Source organism: Asaia bogorensis (genome assembly GCF_900465345.1).
In the GTDB taxonomy this organism is placed as follows: domain Bacteria; phylum Pseudomonadota; class Alphaproteobacteria; order Acetobacterales; family Acetobacteraceae; genus Asaia; species Asaia bogorensis_A.
Window position 1 is genome coordinate 103,155 of the sequence record NZ_UEGO01000010.1, and the last position, 17,064, is coordinate 120,218.

Genomic DNA, 17,064 nt, shown 5'->3' on the forward strand with positions numbered 1-17,064 from the left:
CGACTGCACATACAAATCGAAGATGGGTTGATATAGATGTCTAATTCCGCGAGTTCTTCAGGGACGGAGCAGGTTGTTCAGCTCAAGGTTCACGCTTCTCTGATGACTTTTGACGCCGGTCTGTTCTGCGTATTCCTGCCCCCCGAAAATGCAGTTCAGAGTGTCAATGGCTATCCCGCGGTGACGATCACTCAAGCGCCGAACATGCCGAGCGGCATTGTTACAATCAAGACATTTGAAGATGATGGCATCATCAGCAGCAGTCACGGTGCTGGTGCTGGTGCAGCCCTTGTGCGCGTGTCGCGCGGGCCTGCGCAGGTCATGGTAACAACCTACCAGGCGCCTGACAGCACATTGCCCGCACCCGGTATTCAGGTAGCGCGACTGTCGGGTGACCCCACCGTAGCAGCGCCCGCGGCTCGGGCCACCCCTGATGCGACGTCCGCTCCTGTCGCGGCTCCTGGCCCCGATTTCAAACCCGAACTCGCAGCGCATATCCAGCGACGTGGCGATGTACTCGCCCAGATCGGAGACTGGATGGGAGAGCCGGGGAGCCAGAACTGGATCGAGGGTTTTGGTATTGCCCCGCAGTCGCTCGTTGCGCCTGAAGATATCGAATATCAGGCCGTTCTCGGCAAGGGCTGGCTTTCTCCCTGGGCAGAAGCCGGCCAGTATTGCGGCTCGCGCGGTATGGCGCTCCCTATCCTTGGCCTTTGTGTCCGTCTGAAGAACGGGGCCGAAGAGAAGTATGATCTGTCCATTACGGCAACCTTCACCGATGGCACACGTGTTGGTCCTGTCGCGGGGGGCGTAACACTCGAAGCAGAGTCGCTCGCGCCGCTGGAGGCTTTCCAGTTGCTTGTCGTGCCGCGTGATGGCGCCGCAGGGAAGGCAGGCAAAGAGGAGCCGGCCGCCAAATCAGCTAAAAAACAGGCATCGCGGCGCAAGGCATCCGACGCCTGATTACAAGCGGCTCCGATACCGGGTGGTATCGGAGCCCTTTTTTTGCCGTGATTTTCAGGCCCATTGCGGTTGGTCGTATCGTTGAGGCACAGTCGCACCGGCGGCGCCCACCATCAATTTGTCACGGCCTTTGTTCTCTCCCTAGCCAGAGGCTTTTGCGTCTTGCGTTTCCTGTTCGTGCATCAGAATTTCCCCGGTCAGTTTCTGCATCTGGTCAGGCATCTTCATGAACAGGGTGGTCATGAGATCGTGTTTATTTCCGAGGCCAATGAGGGCTATCTGCCTGGTGTGAGGCGCGTTCTCTACCGTCAGGAACGTATGGTGTCGCCTCATACCCATCCTTCGCTGCGCGAACTGGAGATGGGGCTAAGTCGTGCAGAAGCCGTCGCCCGTGCAGCACAGACACTCAAGGGACTTGGTTACACTCCCGACATCATCATCGGGCATCATGGCTGGGGTGAGTTGTTGAACCTGGTCGATGTTTATCCCTCAACACCTATACTTGGGTATTTCGAGTTCTTTTATCATACAGATAAGAATGATGTAGATTTCGACCCGGAATTCCCACCTCGTCCTGAACTGGCGCAAAGCGTTCGTGTCAAGAATGCCATCAATCTTCTTGCCCTGAACCTGAACCAGCACGGTCAGACTCCCACGCTTTTTCAGAAAGGCACGTATCCCGACTGGGCGCATAGCCGCATCAATCTGTTGCGCGAAGGGGTCAATCTCGATCTCTGTGCACCAGATCAAGCGGTGTTCAAAAGCGATGTGGCGATTGGCGACCATGTCATCCGCCCCGGGGACAAGCTCGTGACCTTTGTGGCGCGCAACCTTGAGCCTTATCGCGGGATCCATAGCTTCATGCGGGCGCTCCCGCGTATTCTCGATGAACGCCCCGACGCACGGATCGTCCTGATCGGTGGCGACGGAACGAGCTATGGTGCGCCGCCTCCTTCAGATGCGGGAAGCTGGCGCGATATCTTCCTGAAGGAAGTGTCGGGACGTATCGACGCCGATCGGGTGCATTTTCTGGGCAAGGTCGATTACGACACGTTCAGGCTTACGCTGCGCCGCTCTGATGCGCATGTCTATCTGACCTATCCCTTTGTCGCCTCATGGTCCTTGCGTGAGGCCATGGCAACGGGGTGCGCCATTGTGGGAAGCCAGACAGCGCCGGTGGAAGAGTTCATCACGGACAGACGGACAGGACTGCTGACCCCGTTTCTCGAACCCGATCGCATTGCGGAGTCTATCCTCGAAATTCTTGAGGACCGAAAGCTGGCGGCCCGCTTGCGCCGGGCAGCCCGTCGACATGCGGAAGCCGAGCTGTCGCTTCAGGGCTATCTCGAAAACTACGACGCCCTGATCGCCTCCATCGTGGGATGAAAAGGCAATAAGGGCGTGCATAGTGCAGGCTGATCGAGGCCCCTGCAATGCAGGGGCGAGAAGGATCAGAAGATTTCGATGTGCGACTTGAAGCCGAGCGTTGCTGCATCCTTCAGGCCCTGCTGGGCACCCGGGCGGATGAAGTACTGGAAATCAGGAGCGAAGGTGATGCCGCGCCAGACGCGGATCTGATACATCGCTTCGATGACCATCCCGTTGGTCTGCGGGAAGAACGAGCCGTTAAGCAGGGTTTGATAACCCAGGCTTTGCTGAATTTCCTGAGCGGTTTTGACCTTCTTGGAGACCTGGATGTAGCTGAAGTTCACACCCCAGGCGTCCAGCGGACGGGACTTCCAGAAACCACGATCGAGCACGCCGATCGAGTATTGACGTTCACGCGTCTGGGTCACAGGCGAGTTGTTGTAGAACACGCCAAGCAGGGTGATACCAGCATCGGGACCATTGCCCTTGTGGCGCATGATCATCTGATCGGCCAGGGCATAGGCAGACCATGAGTTGTTGTGAACCTTGCGGGCCTGGCCCGTTACAGCCCAGTAATTGTCGTTGATATCATACAGCACGTCCGGATGGGGTGCCGTATCGACAATGCCACCAAGCTTGTAGTGACCCGGCAGCTTGTCCTTGCCGAAGATCGGCTCCCAGCCGAACTCGACCGGTGCGGCCTCGCCGTTGATATCCGCGCCGTTCCACTTGAAGCCCGTGCGCATCTGCTGCACGCCGTAAATGCCCATCGTGTTGAAGTACACACCGGCCTGAAGGTAGGTGTACTGCGACGGACGGACACGGATACGCGCTGCCCAGTTCGAATCCGGGTAGGACGAATGGCTGGTATTGTCAGAAGAAGCCTTCGGGTTACCGCAGAAGGCATTGTTCATGAAGTTGCAGTACAGCGGGTTCGACGAGAAGTCGGTCAGCAGCGGAATACGACCGGCGGCAATGTCGAGGTGACCATTGAACAGCGTTTCTTCACCGTAGATATAGACAAGGTGAACGACCACGTTACCGCCACCGCCGTAGATTTCCTGGCTGGGGTTCAGGTTGTCACCAAACATGCGGCTGGCAGGAATACCGTAACGTCCTACGAACACGGCGTGGGTCGAGAAGCCGCGAATACCGGCAAGCTTTTCCCAGTCGATATCGTTCTCAAAGCCATACTGACCGGCATTGCTGCTGCCCTGTCTCAGGCCCAGTCCTTTGGTCGGGCTCGTGATGGCACCTGCGAATTCGTTGGTCGTATCCAGAAGGATCGCGACGCCATGCTGGCGCAGCCAGGTGTTCCATCCCCATGGATCGTCAAAGATGGCTTCCGGATGGGGCAGGGGCGGGACGGATGAATTCTGGAAATTGACCGTGCCGATCGGGCTAGAGACACGCACCGAAGGTGCAAGGCCTGTGCCGTTGGGCGCACCCCCAGCCAGAGGCGACTGCGCCTGGGCCGACGGCATGGCAGCAAGGGTAGCGAGAGCTGTGGTGACGACACCCAGCGCCTTGGGGGAGATACGGGGAAGAGACATGAGGGCAATCCGCCAGTCGGATGAAAAACGCGAGGTTCCGTGACTTTCCGGGATGAGGTATTTCATTCCTTATCCCAACATGACCCTTTTATTACATCTAATTTAGATTTGGCAATGGGGCAGAAAGCTGAATTGGGCTCACAGCGCTGTGATATAAAAAACCGGAAAGACGCTGTGTCTTTCCGGTCACTGTTTATTACAGCGTAGTGGTGTTACTTGGCGGCTTCAAGAGCAGCAATAATCGCTTTCTTGGCCTCTTCTGGTCCTGCCCAGCCCGAGACTTTGACCCACTTGTTAGGCTCGAGATCCTTGTAACGCTCGAAGAAGTGGCCGATTGCCTTCAGAGTGATTTCAGGCAGATCGTCAATCGTTTTTACATCGGTATACTGCGTGTGGATCTTGTCGTGAGGCACGCAGATGATCTTTTCATCCTGTCCGCTCTCATCTTCCATCTTCAGCATGCCAATGGGGCGCGCACGAATGACCGCACCCGGAACGATCGGCCCCGGTGCCAGAACCAGTGCATCGGCCGGGTCGCCATCAGCAGCCAGCGTATTCGGAATGAAACCATACGCGGCCGGATAGTACATCGGGGTGAAAAGGAAGCGATCGACGAAAACGGCGCCGCTTTCCTTGTCCACTTCATATTTGACCGAAGAGCCCTGCGGGATCTCGATCACGACATTGATGTCATCGGGAACGGATTTGCCGGGGGAGATCTTGCTGACGTCCATCACTACATGTCCTGGTGGGGGTGAATTGATCGCCTCATCTTAACCCCTCGTTTCCTCCCTGCACAGATGCCGTAACGTTATGTACCGTCCATGTTGTTCTATTGGTCACGGTTCTGATCAGATGTGATCGGCATCATACGGTTTGCCCGTGATTCACCGATCAACATGACCCAGATCACGCTCCGGGGCGATCACGTCGCGAACGCGCTGCTTGATGTCCTTGGGGCCGGGGAAACCCCCGTCGCGCTTGCGCTCCCAGATCAGATGATCACCCGCCATGATACTGAAGTGACCCCCGGTATCGGGAATGAGGGCGACTTCTGCCAACTCAGTGCCGAAGGTCTGCAGCAATTCCTGGGCGATCCAGGCGGAGCGCAACATCCAGTTGCATTGGGTGCAGTAGCGTATCGCGATACGTATCCTGGCCGAGGGGAGGGAAGAGGGGAGCGGCATGGGGCTTTGTGCTGTCGTGTTGTCTGGCATCGGTATCGGTATCGTCCCTGTGATGACCGTCAGATCAGGTCGTCTTCTGATGTGTGGGCAGATTTAGGGATGGGGCAGGGGGCAAACCAGTCATATCATGGTGCTCGTGCAATACCCTTGTCCTGAAGCACCACGATCGAGCGAGGCTAAGGAGAGGCCTGTGACGCGGCGGCAAACCTCTCACAGGCAATGACAGACAAAATGACGAACAGACCTATTTCTTTGTCATGTCGTCTTGCAAATGGGGCCGAATTGCGCGATTTCCTGCACAACCTGTGCGCCTGTAGCTCAATTGGTTAGAGCAGGCCGCTCATAACGGCTTGGTTGCGGGTTCGAGTCCTGCCGGGCGCAGGGGTTTTTACGCTCCTATGCGGAGCGCACTCGAGCCGCGTTCTCGTCCTATTCCGTCCGACCATTCCATCAGGAGATCCGTCATGGCCGCCTATCAGTATGTCTATGTCATGAAGGACCTGACGAAGGCCTATCCCGGGGGCCGTGAGGTCTTCAAGGGCATCACCCTGTCCTTCCTTCCCGGCGTCAAGATCGGTGTGCTCGGCGTCAACGGCGCCGGTAAATCGACTCTGCTCAAGATCATGGCCGGTATCGAAAAGGAATATGGCGGTGAGGCTTGGGGCGCTGAAGGCGCACGCATCGGTTATCTTGAGCAGGAGCCCAAGCTCGACGATTCTCTGACCGTCGGTGAGAACGTGGCACTCGGCTTTGGTGACCTGAAGCACGCAGTGGATCGCTTCAACGAAATCTCGATGGCTTTTGCCGAGCCAATGACCGATGACGAGATGACTGCCCTTCTGGCCGAGCAGGCCGAGTTGCAGGAAAAGATCGACGCCGGCGATGGCTGGGAGCTCGATCGCAAGCTTGAGATCGCTCTTGAAGCCCTGCGCTGCCCGCCTGCCGACAGCCCTGTCACCATGCTGTCCGGTGGTGAGCGCCGTCGCGTGGCGCTGTGCCGCCTGCTGCTCGAAAAGCCCGACCTGCTGCTGCTTGACGAACCGACCAACCATCTCGATGCCGAGAGCGTGGCCTGGCTCGAAAAGACCCTGCGCGATTATCAGGGCACCGTCATGGTCATCACCCATGACCGCTACTTCCTCGACAATGTTACGAACTGGATTCTCGAAATCGAGCGCGGTCGTGGCTATCCGTTCGAAGGCAATTACTCCTCCTGGCTGACCCAGAAGCGCAAGCGTCTTGCCCAGGAAGAGAAGGAAGAGAGTTCGCGCCAGCGCGCTCTTGCCGCCGAGCAGGAATGGATCAGCGCCTCACCCAAGGCCCGTCAGGCCAAGAGCAAGGCCCGTATCACCAAATACGAGGAAATGCTGGCCGCCAGTCAGGAGCGTGCCGGTGGCACGGCTGATATCGTCATTACCCCCGGCCCCCGTCTGGGTGGCACGGTCATCGAGGCCGAGAACCTCTCCAAGGGCTTTGGCGATCGCCTGCTGATCGACGGCCTGAACTTCAAGCTGCCGCCGGGTGGTATCGTGGGCGTGATCGGGCCGAACGGTGCGGGTAAGTCCACGCTGTTCAAGATGATCACGGGTCAGGATCAGCCGGATGGCGGTGCGCTCAAGATCGGCGACACGGTCAAGCTCGGTTATGTCGATCAGTCGCGCGACTCGCTCGATGACAGCAAGACGGTGTGGGAAGAAATCTCGGGCGGCACGGATGTCATTCAGCTGGGCAAGCGCACGGTACCGTCGCGTGCCTATGTCGGGGCCTTCAATTTCAAGGGCTCCGATCAGCAAAAACGCGTGGGCGTGCTGTCGGGCGGTGAGCGCAACCGCGTGCATCTGGCCAAGATGCTCAAGAAGGACAGCAATGTCATTCTGCTCGACGAACCGACCAACGATCTCGATGTCGACACGCTGCGTGCGCTCGAAGACGCGCTGGCCGAATTCGCCGGTTGCGCCGTGGTCATCTCGCATGATCGCTGGTTCCTCGACCGTCTGGCCACGCATATCCTCGCCTTCGAGGGTGATAGCCATGTCGAATGGTTCGAGGGTAACTTCCAGGATTATGAAGAAGACAAGCGTCGTCGCCTCGGCCCGGATTCGACCGAACCGAGCCGTATCAAGTATCGCCCCATCGCACGCTAAGGGATGAAGATGTCGGAGCGGTTCTTCTCTGACATCTCTCTTGCCGATGTCATGACTGGGTACGCATCGTGACGCTTGGGCGTCAGATACGGACCCAGCGACTCGTGCTCCAGCCCGTGAGCTGGCACGACATGCAGGACATGATTCGCCTCAAGACCAATGGCGCCTCATTCGGGCGTATGCTGGGGGGTGTCCGCTCGCTCCGGCAGGTTGAGGACGAAATGGCCGATGACCTCGCTTTTTGGGCAAAGCGCGGCATCGGTATTTTCACCATTCGCGAAAATAATCGCTTCGTGGGCATCACGGGGTTGCATGAGCGTCCGGACGGGCGCGGTCTCGGCCTGCGCTTCGCATTGGTACCCGAGGCCGCCGGGCGTGGTATCGCGCGTGAGGCAGCGGGCGCTGCACTGCGTTTTGCGCTGGATGCCGGCGTCGAGCGCGTGGTGGGCGTCACCCGCGAGGACAACATGCCCTCACGCATCGTGCTAGGCAGTATCGGCATGCACCATGTGGAAAGCTTCGAGCGCGATGGTTATCTGATGCTCGTTTACGAAATCAGGCAGGATAAGCAACCTGCTCTGGCCTAAAGGCGCCCGGTACGCAGTGCCTTGGCCCAGTCTGGCCGCATTTCTTTCTGCAGTTTGTGCCGCCTGTTCCTAGTCATGGGTGACTGTATGGAAGCTGGCAGTCCAGTTGCCGTTTGCGCCGTTGAGCAGCGCGTAACGCGCGTGTGGAGAGGCATTGCTGATCTGATGAGGGAACGGTTCGTCATCCTCTCAGCCAAGCAGGCCCACGCTGCCGGGATTGAGTACCAGTCTCCCTTTTCCGAAGGCCACCATGCGCTGGATATGGGTATGATCGCACTGGATGAGGCGGGCGACGATTTCTGCCCGCGTAGCGGGACGCAGGCTCCCGACCGCGACAGTTTCAAGGAAATAGGCGGGGTCGCTGGTGGCGGTGCCATGAACGAGCAGGATATCGCTTCCCAGCCGAAGCGTTGTCGGAAGCCTCGTCATCCAGTCGAAATGATGAGGGGCGAGGGTCCGTAGGTAAAGCGGTCGGACTCCCCCATCTCATGAAATGATCGCGTGAGAAGCTGCCACTCGTGATTGCCAGCTATGACAGTCGGGGCGAGGGAAATCAGTCTTTGGGCTGTTTCGAAGGGCAGGAGCGGACCAGGGAAATGATCGCCCAGAATGACCAATTGGTCGACGCTGTTCAGGGCGCAATCCGCCAGGACGGCATCGAGTGCGGTGAGATTGCCGTGTATGTCCGAAAGGACGGCTAGTTTCATGAAGCAGGTCTTTTCGTCGGGAGCGTCACAACTCCCGACGAAAAGGATGTGTCGTCAGTGACGATGCGAGAGCTGACGCTCCAGCGCGCTAATCAGTGTGGCGACATTGCCGCCATTGCGGGCGAGATAGGAGCTGTAATCCTGACGCTGCGTCAGGCGCAGGCTCGTTCCCTCGCCGATCATGTCGACAATCTTCATGCCGCCATCATGGGCAATCAGCAGGCCCATATCGGCAACCGGCTGACCGGGGCGCATGATCTGGGCGCTGACGAGTTCGCCGTTGGGGGTGTTGGTCTCGCCGGTCACCTTGAAGCTCACGCCGCGATAGTCACCGATCTTGTCCGTCACGGCATTGACCAGCACCTGATGGAACAGCTTCAGGTACTGGGCCTGCTGCTCAGGGGTGGCCGTGCGCCAGTAGCGTCCAAGGCAGAACTTGCCGATGGTGGCGATGTCCACATTGCTCTGCAGCAGGGGCAGAACTTCGGCCTTCTTTTCAGCCAGACCCTTGTCGCTGTTGATGATCCCAACGAGCTTGCTACCGAAAGCCGTCACGAAGCCCTGTGCATCTTCAGCATGGGCCGGGGTGGACAGGGCTGCGACGGAAACGAGCGCTGTGGTCAGAACGCCAAGAGCTGCGCGACGGGAGAAGGAGATGCAGGTTTTGAACATGTCGGGAGGTCCTTAATTGTACCAGTCCGGCACGGTCGCCCGGTGGTCGTTGCGGAGCGAGTCAACCTGGCTGGCGCGGTTCTGCTGCCAGGCGCTACGAATAAACGCGTACGGATCGAGTGAATCCTGCTCGACCTGATCGATCTCGTCAATATGAGAGGAGAATCCGCCCAGCACGCCAGCAACGTTATAGGCCCAGTTGAACGTCAGCAGGCCATAGCCGCGTGGCACATAGTTGATGGGCGACAGGCCCTGCGCGATGGCGTAGCCGCCAGCGTCGCGCAGCGTGTTGGGGCCGAGGCCCGGCAGGAAGAGATAGGGACCGCTCGGTACACCCCATGTCGCCAGTGTCAGACCCGGATCACTGTCATGATGCGGATAGCCCAGCGACGTTGCAACGTCGATGAACCCGGCAGCGCCAAGTGTCATGTTGATGACATAACGCATGAAGTCATCACCCGCGCGGCGTGGCTTGCCAGCGCCGACATCACTGAAGAAGACCGTTGGCATGTACCATGTCTGGTTCAGGTTATCGATCGAGTTGCGGATCGGCTTGGGTACCGCCCAGGCCCAGGCCTTGCCCACCGGACGCAGCGCGTGATGATAGGCCCACATCTGGATGCCATACATCTTGCGGTTAACCGGCTCGTAGGGGTCGTTGGCTTCCTTGTAGTCTGCCAGCGCCTCGGGGTCTTTCGGCGGCGGGTTGCGCCAGCTGGCGCAGGCACTCAGGGAAAGAAGGGCGCTCAGCCCGATGAGAACACGGCCGCCCTTGCGCTGCTCGCGCCGTCTCTTACGGCTTGAATCGGCAGTTCCGGCTGTTGGCCGGTTATCGGAATCACCTAGCGGTGCGGTCATCGCAATCCCCAAGTCGTGTCAGCGCGCTCGGTCGCGCCACATACTGCGCACCTGCTCACGATCGTTTATCCGGAGCCGTCACTCAACTCCGGTCCTGTTACCTCATCGCGTCACCCGTAATTCAGCAGGAAACATCCTCTCCGGCGGGAAGAGAATGTCCGTGCTGTCTCGCGAGAGACGCAGCATCGTGGTTTTCTAGCACGATGTCTGTCAGACGCCAGACCGTAGATGCCAACTCATGCCGTATGCGTAGCGTTTGAGGTGGGCTGCGGTTGAGGAAAATGAACTTTATATACTTTGACACAGATCATTTCTCCGATCAGTGTGGCGGCGAATCAACAGATGGAAACACCTTGTCCATGAAAGCATTAGTGAAGAGCGCCGTGTGTCTGGTGGCGCTTGCGGGGATAATGGACGGTGCGGCGCAGGCTGCGCCAGCAGTTACGGTCCAGCCCTGGGGCAAGACTCCTGCCGGTGAGGATGTCAAAATCATCACCCTGACCAACGATCATGCGATGACGGTCCGTGTCATCACCTATGGCGGCATCATCCAGTCTGTGGAAGCGCCGGACCGCGCAGGTCATGTGCAGGACCTGGTCCTGGGGTTCGGCACGCTTGAGGGCTATACGAAGGATTCGGCTGAGGGCGGCCTGTTTTTCGGGGCAATGATCGGCCGCTACGCCAATCGTCTGGCTCATGGCACCTTCACCATTGATGGCAAGAGCTATCATACGGATCTGACCGACCCGCCAAACGCCCTGCACGGTGGAAAAATCGGTTTCGATAAGCATGTCTGGACGTTGGTGGACACGAAAAAGAACGCCAAGGGTGCTTCGGTCACGCTGCGTCTCGTCAGCCCCAATGGCGATCAGGGTTTTCCCGGCACGCTCACGACCAACGTGACGTATACGCTGGATGAAAACAACGCGCTCAGCCTGCACTACCAGGCTACGACCGATGCGCCGACCGTGCTGAACCTGACCAATCATTCCTACTGGAACCTGAATGGCGAAGGCTCAGGCTCGATCGAGAACGAGGTCATGCAGATCAACGCCGAGCGTTATACCCCGACCGACGGCACCTCGGTCCCGACGGGCGAGCTGGCCACAGTGGCGGGAACGCCGCTTGATTTCCGCAAGCCCATGCGGATCGGTGACCATCTGCGCAGCGACTTTGCGCAGATGCTGATTGCTCGTGGCTATGACCATAACTGGATTGTCGATGGCGCTTATGGCAAAGCCCCGCGGCCTGCTGCGGTGATTTTCGATCCGGCCTCGGGTCGTACGCTCGAGGTCTCGACCAACCAGCCCGGATTGCAGGTTTACACCTCCAATTCGCTGACCGGGAAATATGCCGGTATCTCCCATCGGGCCTATCGCCAGACCGACGCACTGGCCCTTGAAGCCGAGCATTATCCCGACAGCCCGAACCACCCGTCCTTCCCGACCACGGAACTCCGTCCGGGGCAGAAGTTCGACTACACGACCATCTTCAAGCTCGGTACCCGTTAAGCTTCCTGCGGCCCGACCCGAAAGAACCCTGCACGTCTCCGGGCGTGCGGGGTTTTTTTACGCCTGGTGCTACGCCCATCGGGCCTCGGGGCACGGCTTTCGCGGTCTCAGGAAACCTGATCTGGTCCCGTCACGCCGTGGCACGTCGCTATGCGTCATGCCGGTGGCGTCGATGGAAGCCGTACTCACGGTCGCCATGCAGGTCGCGCCGTGTGATGAACAGGCCACGATTGGCCGCGAGATGCAGCACCGTCAGCCGCGCGCCTGAACGGCCTGTCTGCGGGTCGATCACGCTGGCCACCCGATGTTTGACCTCGAGTTCCAGAGGCCGCTCGAATTCCAGCGCCAGCCGGTGACTGCGCCATGTCATGGCCAGTTCCGTCTCGCCATGGGCGCGCCCGTAGATGAGTGACATCGCATCCTTCTGAACAATCTGGTGGGCAGCACCGCTCAGCATGAGAATTCCTGCCACCGCAGCCGCGGCATGGCCGATCCGGCAGAATTGGGCGTGGGTCAGCCGAGGCAGGACCCACTGTGTCACCTTGATTGCGGCCAGCGCTGCTGCACCCACGCAAACCCCAGCCAGAAAGACCCCGCGATCAAACAGGCCAAACTGCGCGTAAAGCACCAGTTTGATGGCATGAAGCAGCACCTCATTGGCTGCGCGCGTGGCAATCAGTGCCTGCTTCTGAAGGCCCAGTCTCTGGTAGAACCGGTTGAAAAGGAGGCCTGTCGCACCGGTGAATCCAGAAACGAACCCCGCCGCGAACCCTATGGCAGGCAGATAGCGCCATTGGCGCTGATCGGCCTCTAGGGGCGGGCTGCGGCGAAGGAGCAGAAAGACATTGCCGCTCAGAAACAGGCCCAGAACGAGCTCAAGATAAACCGGTGGCATGAGCCGCAGGCAGAACACACCCAGCGCGGCAGCTGGCAGGGCGGCCGGGGTAAAAAACAGAACAATCCGCCAGTTGATGACTTGCCAGAAGGTGACGATGCGCCCGACCGTGCTGCACATGGTGCCGATGGAGAGCGCTGCCGGGATTTTGGGTGTGGCCAGCACAAGGCCCAGCACGGGCATGATCACGAGGCCAGCGCCCCCGCCTGCAACGGAGGAGATCGTGAAGGCAGCACAGGAGAGGCAGAAAAGGAGCAGAAAAACCATCATGGCCGGGAAACCGCTTCCGCAAGGCGCACCGGCAAGCAGGGTATGCCGGGCTCATGAGGGTCTTTTCTATATGAGAATTACTCTCAACAAATTATCAAATCATGTCGGGGAGGTCCGCCTGTGTGGTACCGCTTGCGGGTCGACGCGATAGAGGCGGGGCATGGCGCAGGCAGGGGCTACAATTTGCGGTCGCGCTTGATCCGGTCCCACGCCGCGTTGATGCGGGCAACGCGATCTCCAGCCTTGGCCAGGGCATCGGGGCTGAGGTTTTTCTGACCCAGAACATCGGGGTGATGCTCCCTGATCAGCACACGCCAGCGCGTCCTGACTTCCTGATCGGTGGCGCTACGGGTGAGACCCAGCTCCACATAGGCATCATTCTCGTTGCTGGCTGACCCGGAGCGACCCGTCTCGGCCCTGTCCCAGGCTCCGGGCGGCAGGCCAAAAGCCGCATGAACCTTTTTCAGGAAAGCCGTTTCAGCAGGATGCAGATCGGCGCCGGGGGGAAGATCCGCCCGTGCGATGACGAAGAGCGCCATCAGCAGTTGCTCAAGCGGGGCGCGGTCCTTGGTAAAGCCCTTGCCGAGTTCGCGGGCATACATCTCGAAATCATCCGTGCGGTCACGGGCCCGATCGAACAACATGCCCACTTCACGCATGTTATCGGCCGGAAACTGGAAGAGCGAGCGAAAGGCCCTGATCTCGGCCTTGTTCACTGGACCATCGATCTTGGCCATCTTGGCGCAGAGGGCAACCAGACCGATGGCATAAAGCTGATCGGTCTTGCCAAGCAGGGTGGACATCTTGGCGGCTGCCATGAAGGCGGCCCCATTGGGGTCAGGCTGTCCCTTGGTGCGCCAGTGCTCGTGCCATCCCCCGGTTGGTGTTTCAAGCAGCGAGCCGCGATCGGCCGCATGGCCCAGCGCCGCACCCATGAGCGCGCCCATCGGTCCGCCAACAGCGAAACCGGCCACGCCACCAAACATCTTTCCCCAGAATGCCATTCCCTACCGGTAGCATGAGCACAGGGGAGAGTTCAAACAGTGGCGGGGCGATCCTTGGCCGAAACCGTGTCGTCAGCCGGTTGAGCTTGCGGCGGGAGGCGAGGGAGGCTGCGCGAGAGGGACGCAGTGAGCGTTGAGAGGTCATAGGGTTTGGACAGCACGACGACAGACGGATCGCCCTCGACGGCATGAACATCACCTGTAGCGAAAACGACCCCGATATCCGGCCTGAGGAGGCGCGCCTGCGCAGCCAGATCCTTCCCCGAAAGGCCCGGGAGGTTCACATCTGTCAGCAACACATCAACCGGCATGGTTTGCAGCACGATCAGGGCTTCGTCGTAATCGGCGGCCTCAACGGTCAGGAAGCCCGATTCCTTGAGCATCTCCGAGGTAGCCTGACGGATCAGACGGTCATCCTCAACCAGCAGTACCGTCACACAAAGCGTGCGGGCCGGGGCGTTGCCCATTCCGACGGACTCCGCCCCGGAAATGAGGGCCGACTGTCCGGCGCTGGCAGACGAGGTTTCCGATGGGTCCGGCTGGCGCGTCGCTGTTGCCTGCACGCGCTGCTGGCGATTGGCCAGAACATGGCGGAATTTCCGCGCCAGCGCGTCGCGCGTATAGGGCTTGGAAAGCAGCTCTACCCCGGCATCCAGGCGGCCGCCATGCACGATTGAGTTCTCGGTATAGCCGGAAGTGAAAAGCACAGCGATGTCCGGCAGGCGCTCCTTGGCGCGACGGGCCAGTTCCGGGCTCTTGAGGGTTCCGGGCATGACCACATCGGTAAACAGGATATCGATGGGCATACCGCTTTCGATCACCACCAGCGCATTGGCGGCATCGGTGGCCTTGAGAACCTGATAGCCGAGGTCGGAGAGCATCTCGACCACGGTGGCCCGCACTTCGTCGTCATCCTCCACCACCAGCACAGTCTCGCTGCCGCCGGTGACGGGGGCCATGTGATGTTCGATCTCGACATCCTCGGCGTCCATCGCACGGGGCAGATAGAGCTTGATGGTCGTGCCTTCGCCCGGCTCGGAATAGATGTTGATGTGACCGCCGGACTGCTTGACGAAGCCATAGACCATCGAAAGGCCAAGCCCGGAGCCCTTGCCTTCTGCCTTGGTCGAGAAGAACGGCTCAAACACCTTGGCAAGAATGTCGGGTGTCATACCCGTGCCGGTATCGCTGACGGCCAGAAGCACATATTGCCCGGCCTTGACCTCGTCATGCTGACGCACATAGGCATCATCGAGATGGGTGTTGCCGAGTTCGATTGTCAGCTTGCCCTGCCCATCCATCGCATCGCGGGCATTGATGGCAAGATTCAGAAGGGCATTTTCGATTTGCGCTGGATCGATGAACGTGTTCCACAGGCCAGCCGAGACGATGGTCTCGATCTCGATCCCTTCACCAATCGCACGGCGCAGCATTTCATCCATGCCACGCACGAAGCGGGTCACATTCACGATCTTGGGTTCGAGTGCCTGACGGCGGCCAAAGGCAAGCAGCTGGCTGGCCAGACGTGAACCACGCTGCACGCCGCCCATTGCGCTGCTGACGTGACGCTCGGCCCGGCTGTTGCCCATCACATATTTGCCGAGCAGTTGCAGATTGCCGCTGATCACCTGAAGCAGGTTGTTGAAATCATGCGCCACGCCGCCGGTCAGCTTGCCGATGGATTCCATTTTCTGCGCCTGAGCCAGTCGGGTCTCGGCCTGACGTCGCTCCGTGATTTCCTCGATCACGCGGTTTTCGAGCGTCTCGTTCAGCTTGCGCAGCTGTTCTTCAGCCCGCTGGCGATGGCGTACCTGACGGGACAGGTCTTCTGCGTGATCGCGCAATGCAGCTTCTGCGGCGCGTTGATGGGTGATGTCGGTATGAACCCCCACCCATTCAGTGATTTCGCCTGAGTCATCGAGGATGGGCAGGGCGCGTATGGCAAAATTGCGCCACTGCCCGTCGCGGTTGCGTACGCGATGCTCATGCACGAACATGCTGCGTGACGACACGGAGGCGTTCCACTCGACAACCGAGGCGGCCGCGTCGTCCGGGTGAACGGCATTGGCCCAGCCGAAACCCTGATATTCCTCGCTTGTCTGGCCTGTCAGCGCAGCCCAGCCCGGCTGTTCGCCCATCATGCGACCATCGGCGCTGTTGGTCCACAGCACACCATGAACGGCTTCCATCGCGGTGCGGAAACGCTTGTCGCTCGCGGCGACCTCGGCGATACGCCGTGCCCGGTCCTCAATATCGATGCCGAGAATATGCACGCCGTGCACTATCCCATCTTCGTCGATATGCGGCACGTAGCGGAACTCTGTATGACGCTCCGTGCCGTCCTGATGAGGCAGGAGAGTCTCAGCGGTGAGAGACCGGCCCGAGAGCGCGGCTTCCAGATCGGGGCGCCTGTCTTCATAGACGCGCGCCCCCAGAACCTCGATGACGGGGCAGTTGACGATGCGCTCAAGCGGCAGGCCAAGCCAGGATTCATAAGCGGCATTGGCAAAGCGATAGACATGCGCCTGATCGACATAGGAAACGAGCATGGGCGTCGCATCGGTAACGCGCCGTAATTCCGCTTCGCTTGAGGCCAGACGCTTCTCGGTGTTAACGCGCTCGGTGTTGTTAACGATGGTGCACAAGACGCCGCCAGGCGCTTCGCCCGTTTCATAGACGGGGGTGAAATAGAAATCGAGAATCAGCGTTTCGACCTGATCCTGCCGGTTGAGCCTGATCCTGCGATTCTGGAAACTTGCGGCTTCCCCGCGCAGTCCGGCTTCGAGGACGGGTCTTGTCCACGCATCGAGTTCCGGGAAGGCGTTTGCGAGTGGCGTTCCAAGTGCGTAGGGGTGGCGGTCGCCTGCGATAAGACTGAAGGCGTCGTTGTAGAACAGGATCTGCTCGGGTCCCCAAAGCAGCATCTTGGCCACGGGGGAATTGACGATATTGGTTATCGTTGCCCGTAGCGGATCAGACCATCGGCATGTCGGGCCAACGGCATGCTGTGCCCAGTCCAGCCCACGGATCAGCGCACCACATTGACCACCAGCAGGCGGAAAGGCGACTCCCTCCCGCCTGGCGGAAGTGGCCATTTTCTCACGCAGCAGGGTCAGGCCAGCTTCGATCATGGCGCGCTCACTCGCAAAGCTGCCACGCGTGATCTCGGCTTCGATAAAGGCTTCGAGGCTGTCAGGAGAAAAGGCAGTGCCAGATGGGCAAGACGTCATGGATCGATGAAGCCCCAGCATCACGAAGGTGAGCATTATGATGTTGTCGTTAAATATCGACAACGATCGTCATTGGCTAGAGGTTTGCTCACGGTCAGGTGAAAGGCGTTGCAAC

General features: G+C 59.4%; 15 protein-coding genes and 1 tRNA gene. 6 read left to right on the forward strand and 10 right to left on the reverse strand.

Annotation, left to right across the window (positions count from 1 at the left end; all coding sequences use genetic code 11):
• The first annotated feature begins 102 nt into the window (after positions 1-102).
• Positions 103-963, forward strand: coding sequence for a hypothetical protein (locus ED655_RS04115; RefSeq protein WP_240993492.1), 861 nt, complete (start codon positions 103-105; stop codon positions 961-963).
• A 162-nt stretch (positions 964-1,125) separates the two neighbouring features.
• Complete coding sequence (locus ED655_RS04120) at positions 1,126-2,349, forward strand: glycosyltransferase (protein ID WP_122049116.1); 1,224 nt, start codon at positions 1,126-1,128, stop codon at positions 2,347-2,349.
• A 65-nt stretch (positions 2,350-2,414) separates the two neighbouring features.
• Here the strand turns inward: ED655_RS04120 and ED655_RS04125 are convergent, their stop codons facing one another.
• The 3 genes from ED655_RS04125 to ED655_RS04135 form a co-directional block, all read right to left on the reverse strand.
• Positions 2,415-3,950, reverse strand: coding sequence for a carbohydrate porin (locus ED655_RS04125; RefSeq protein WP_240993493.1), 1,536 nt, complete (start codon positions 3,948-3,950; stop codon positions 2,415-2,417).
• Between the two features lie 146 nt (positions 3,951-4,096).
• Entirely contained in the window at positions 4,097-4,618 is a 522-nt protein-coding gene (gene ppa / locus ED655_RS04130) for an inorganic diphosphatase (RefSeq protein WP_062164056.1), read from the reverse strand.
• A 153-nt stretch (positions 4,619-4,771) separates the two neighbouring features.
• A complete protein-coding gene (locus ED655_RS04135) occupies positions 4,772-5,071 on the reverse strand; it encodes an Rdx family protein (protein ID WP_122049117.1) in 300 nt (99 codons plus the stop codon).
• Between the two features lie 307 nt (positions 5,072-5,378).
• Between ED655_RS04135 and ED655_RS04140 the strand changes: the two genes are divergently transcribed.
• From ED655_RS04140 to ED655_RS04150, 3 genes are all read left to right on the forward strand, one after another.
• Positions 5,379-5,452, forward strand: a tRNA-Ile gene (locus ED655_RS04140).
• Between the two features lie 83 nt (positions 5,453-5,535).
• Positions 5,536-7,215 carry an energy-dependent translational throttle protein EttA gene (ettA, locus tag ED655_RS04145; RefSeq protein ID WP_122049118.1) on the forward strand — a complete coding sequence of 560 codons (1,680 nt, stop codon included), beginning with the start codon at positions 5,536-5,538 and terminating at the stop codon, positions 7,213-7,215.
• Positions 7,216-7,319: 104 nt separating this feature from the next.
• A complete protein-coding gene (locus ED655_RS04150; RefSeq protein WP_277302603.1) occupies positions 7,320-7,802 on the forward strand; it encodes a GNAT family N-acetyltransferase in 483 nt (160 codons plus the stop codon).
• Between the two features lie 189 nt (positions 7,803-7,991).
• On the opposite strand, the gene ED655_RS15695 is transcribed toward ED655_RS04150, so the two are convergent.
• The 4 genes from ED655_RS15695 to ED655_RS04165 are packed head-to-tail and all read right to left on the reverse strand — an operon-like array spanning position 7,992 to position 10,039.
• Positions 7,992-8,231 carry a metallophosphoesterase family protein gene (locus tag ED655_RS15695; RefSeq protein ID WP_205835982.1) on the reverse strand — a complete coding sequence of 80 codons (240 nt, stop codon included), beginning with the start codon at positions 8,229-8,231 and terminating at the stop codon, positions 7,992-7,994.
• The gene (locus tag ED655_RS15700) at positions 8,228-8,509 is read right to left on the reverse strand and encodes a metallophosphoesterase family protein (RefSeq protein WP_205835983.1); all 282 of its coding nucleotides are present in this window, start codon (positions 8,507-8,509) and stop codon (positions 8,228-8,230) included. The genes ED655_RS15695 and ED655_RS15700 overlap by 4 nt, the downstream gene beginning before the upstream one ends.
• A gap of 54 nt (positions 8,510-8,563) precedes the next feature.
• Positions 8,564-9,181, reverse strand: a complete 618-nt coding sequence (locus tag ED655_RS04160; protein WP_122049120.1) for an MlaC/ttg2D family ABC transporter substrate-binding protein — start codon at positions 9,179-9,181, stop codon at positions 8,564-8,566.
• Between the two features lie 12 nt (positions 9,182-9,193).
• Positions 9,194-10,039: an MlaA family lipoprotein gene (locus tag ED655_RS04165; RefSeq protein WP_023979098.1), complete on the reverse strand. Its 846-nt coding sequence runs from the start codon at positions 10,037-10,039 to the stop codon at positions 9,194-9,196.
• Positions 10,040-10,398: 359 nt separating this feature from the next.
• Here ED655_RS04165 and ED655_RS04170 point away from each other — a divergent pair, with 359 nt between their 5' ends.
• Positions 10,399-11,550: an aldose epimerase family protein gene (locus ED655_RS04170; protein WP_122049230.1), complete on the forward strand. Its 1,152-nt coding sequence runs from the start codon at positions 10,399-10,401 to the stop codon at positions 11,548-11,550.
• Between the two features lie 148 nt (positions 11,551-11,698).
• Here ED655_RS04170 and ED655_RS04175 read toward each other — a convergent pair whose 3' ends face one another.
• From ED655_RS04175 to ED655_RS04185, 3 genes are all read right to left on the reverse strand, one after another.
• Entirely contained in the window at positions 11,699-12,715 is a 1,017-nt protein-coding gene (locus ED655_RS04175; protein WP_122049121.1) for a sulfite exporter TauE/SafE family protein, read from the reverse strand.
• A gap of 176 nt (positions 12,716-12,891) precedes the next feature.
• Positions 12,892-13,719 carry a TerB family tellurite resistance protein gene (locus ED655_RS04180; protein ID WP_062164061.1) on the reverse strand — a complete coding sequence of 276 codons (828 nt, stop codon included), beginning with the start codon at positions 13,717-13,719 and terminating at the stop codon, positions 12,892-12,894.
• Positions 13,720-13,751: 32 nt separating this feature from the next.
• Positions 13,752-16,949: a hybrid sensor histidine kinase/response regulator gene (locus tag ED655_RS04185; RefSeq protein ID WP_205835984.1), complete on the reverse strand. Its 3,198-nt coding sequence runs from the start codon at positions 16,947-16,949 to the stop codon at positions 13,752-13,754.
• Positions 16,950-17,064 lie beyond the last annotated feature (115 nt).

Excerpts from the sequence above, each read along its gene's own strand:
- ED655_RS04180 (WP_062164061.1), bottom strand. The coding sequence starts at position 13,719 with ATGGCATTCTGGGGAAAGATGTTTGGTGGCGTGGCCGGTTTCGCTGTT.
- ED655_RS04135 (WP_122049117.1), bottom strand. The coding sequence starts at position 5,071 with ATGCCGCTCCCCTCTTCCCTCCCCTCGGCCAGGATACGTATCGCGATA.
- ED655_RS04160 (WP_122049120.1), bottom strand. The coding sequence starts at position 9,181 with ATGTTCAAAACCTGCATCTCCTTCTCCCGTCGCGCAGCTCTTGGCGTT.
- ED655_RS04170 (WP_122049230.1), top strand. The coding sequence starts at position 10,399 with ATGAAAGCATTAGTGAAGAGCGCCGTGTGTCTGGTGGCGCTTGCGGGG.
- ED655_RS04185 (WP_205835984.1), bottom strand. The coding sequence starts at position 16,949 with ATGACGTCTTGCCCATCTGGCACTGCCTTTTCTCCTGACAGCCTCGAA.
- ED655_RS04175 (WP_122049121.1), bottom strand. The coding sequence starts at position 12,715 with ATGATGGTTTTTCTGCTCCTTTTCTGCCTCTCCTGTGCTGCCTTCACG.
- ED655_RS04165 (WP_023979098.1), bottom strand. The coding sequence starts at position 10,039 with ATGACCGCACCGCTAGGTGATTCCGATAACCGGCCAACAGCCGGAACT.
- ED655_RS04125 (WP_240993493.1), bottom strand. The coding sequence starts at position 3,950 with ATGAAATACCTCATCCCGGAAAGTCACGGAACCTCGCGTTTTTCATCC.
- ED655_RS04115 (WP_240993492.1), top strand. The coding sequence starts at position 103 with ATGACTTTTGACGCCGGTCTGTTCTGCGTATTCCTGCCCCCCGAAAAT.
- ED655_RS15695 (WP_205835982.1), bottom strand. The coding sequence starts at position 8,231 with ATGACGAGGCTTCCGACAACGCTTCGGCTGGGAAGCGATATCCTGCTC.
- ED655_RS15700 (WP_205835983.1), bottom strand. The coding sequence starts at position 8,509 with ATGAAACTAGCCGTCCTTTCGGACATACACGGCAATCTCACCGCACTC.
- ettA (WP_122049118.1), top strand. The coding sequence starts at position 5,536 with ATGGCCGCCTATCAGTATGTCTATGTCATGAAGGACCTGACGAAGGCC.
- ppa (WP_062164056.1), bottom strand. The coding sequence starts at position 4,618 with ATGGACGTCAGCAAGATCTCCCCCGGCAAATCCGTTCCCGATGACATC.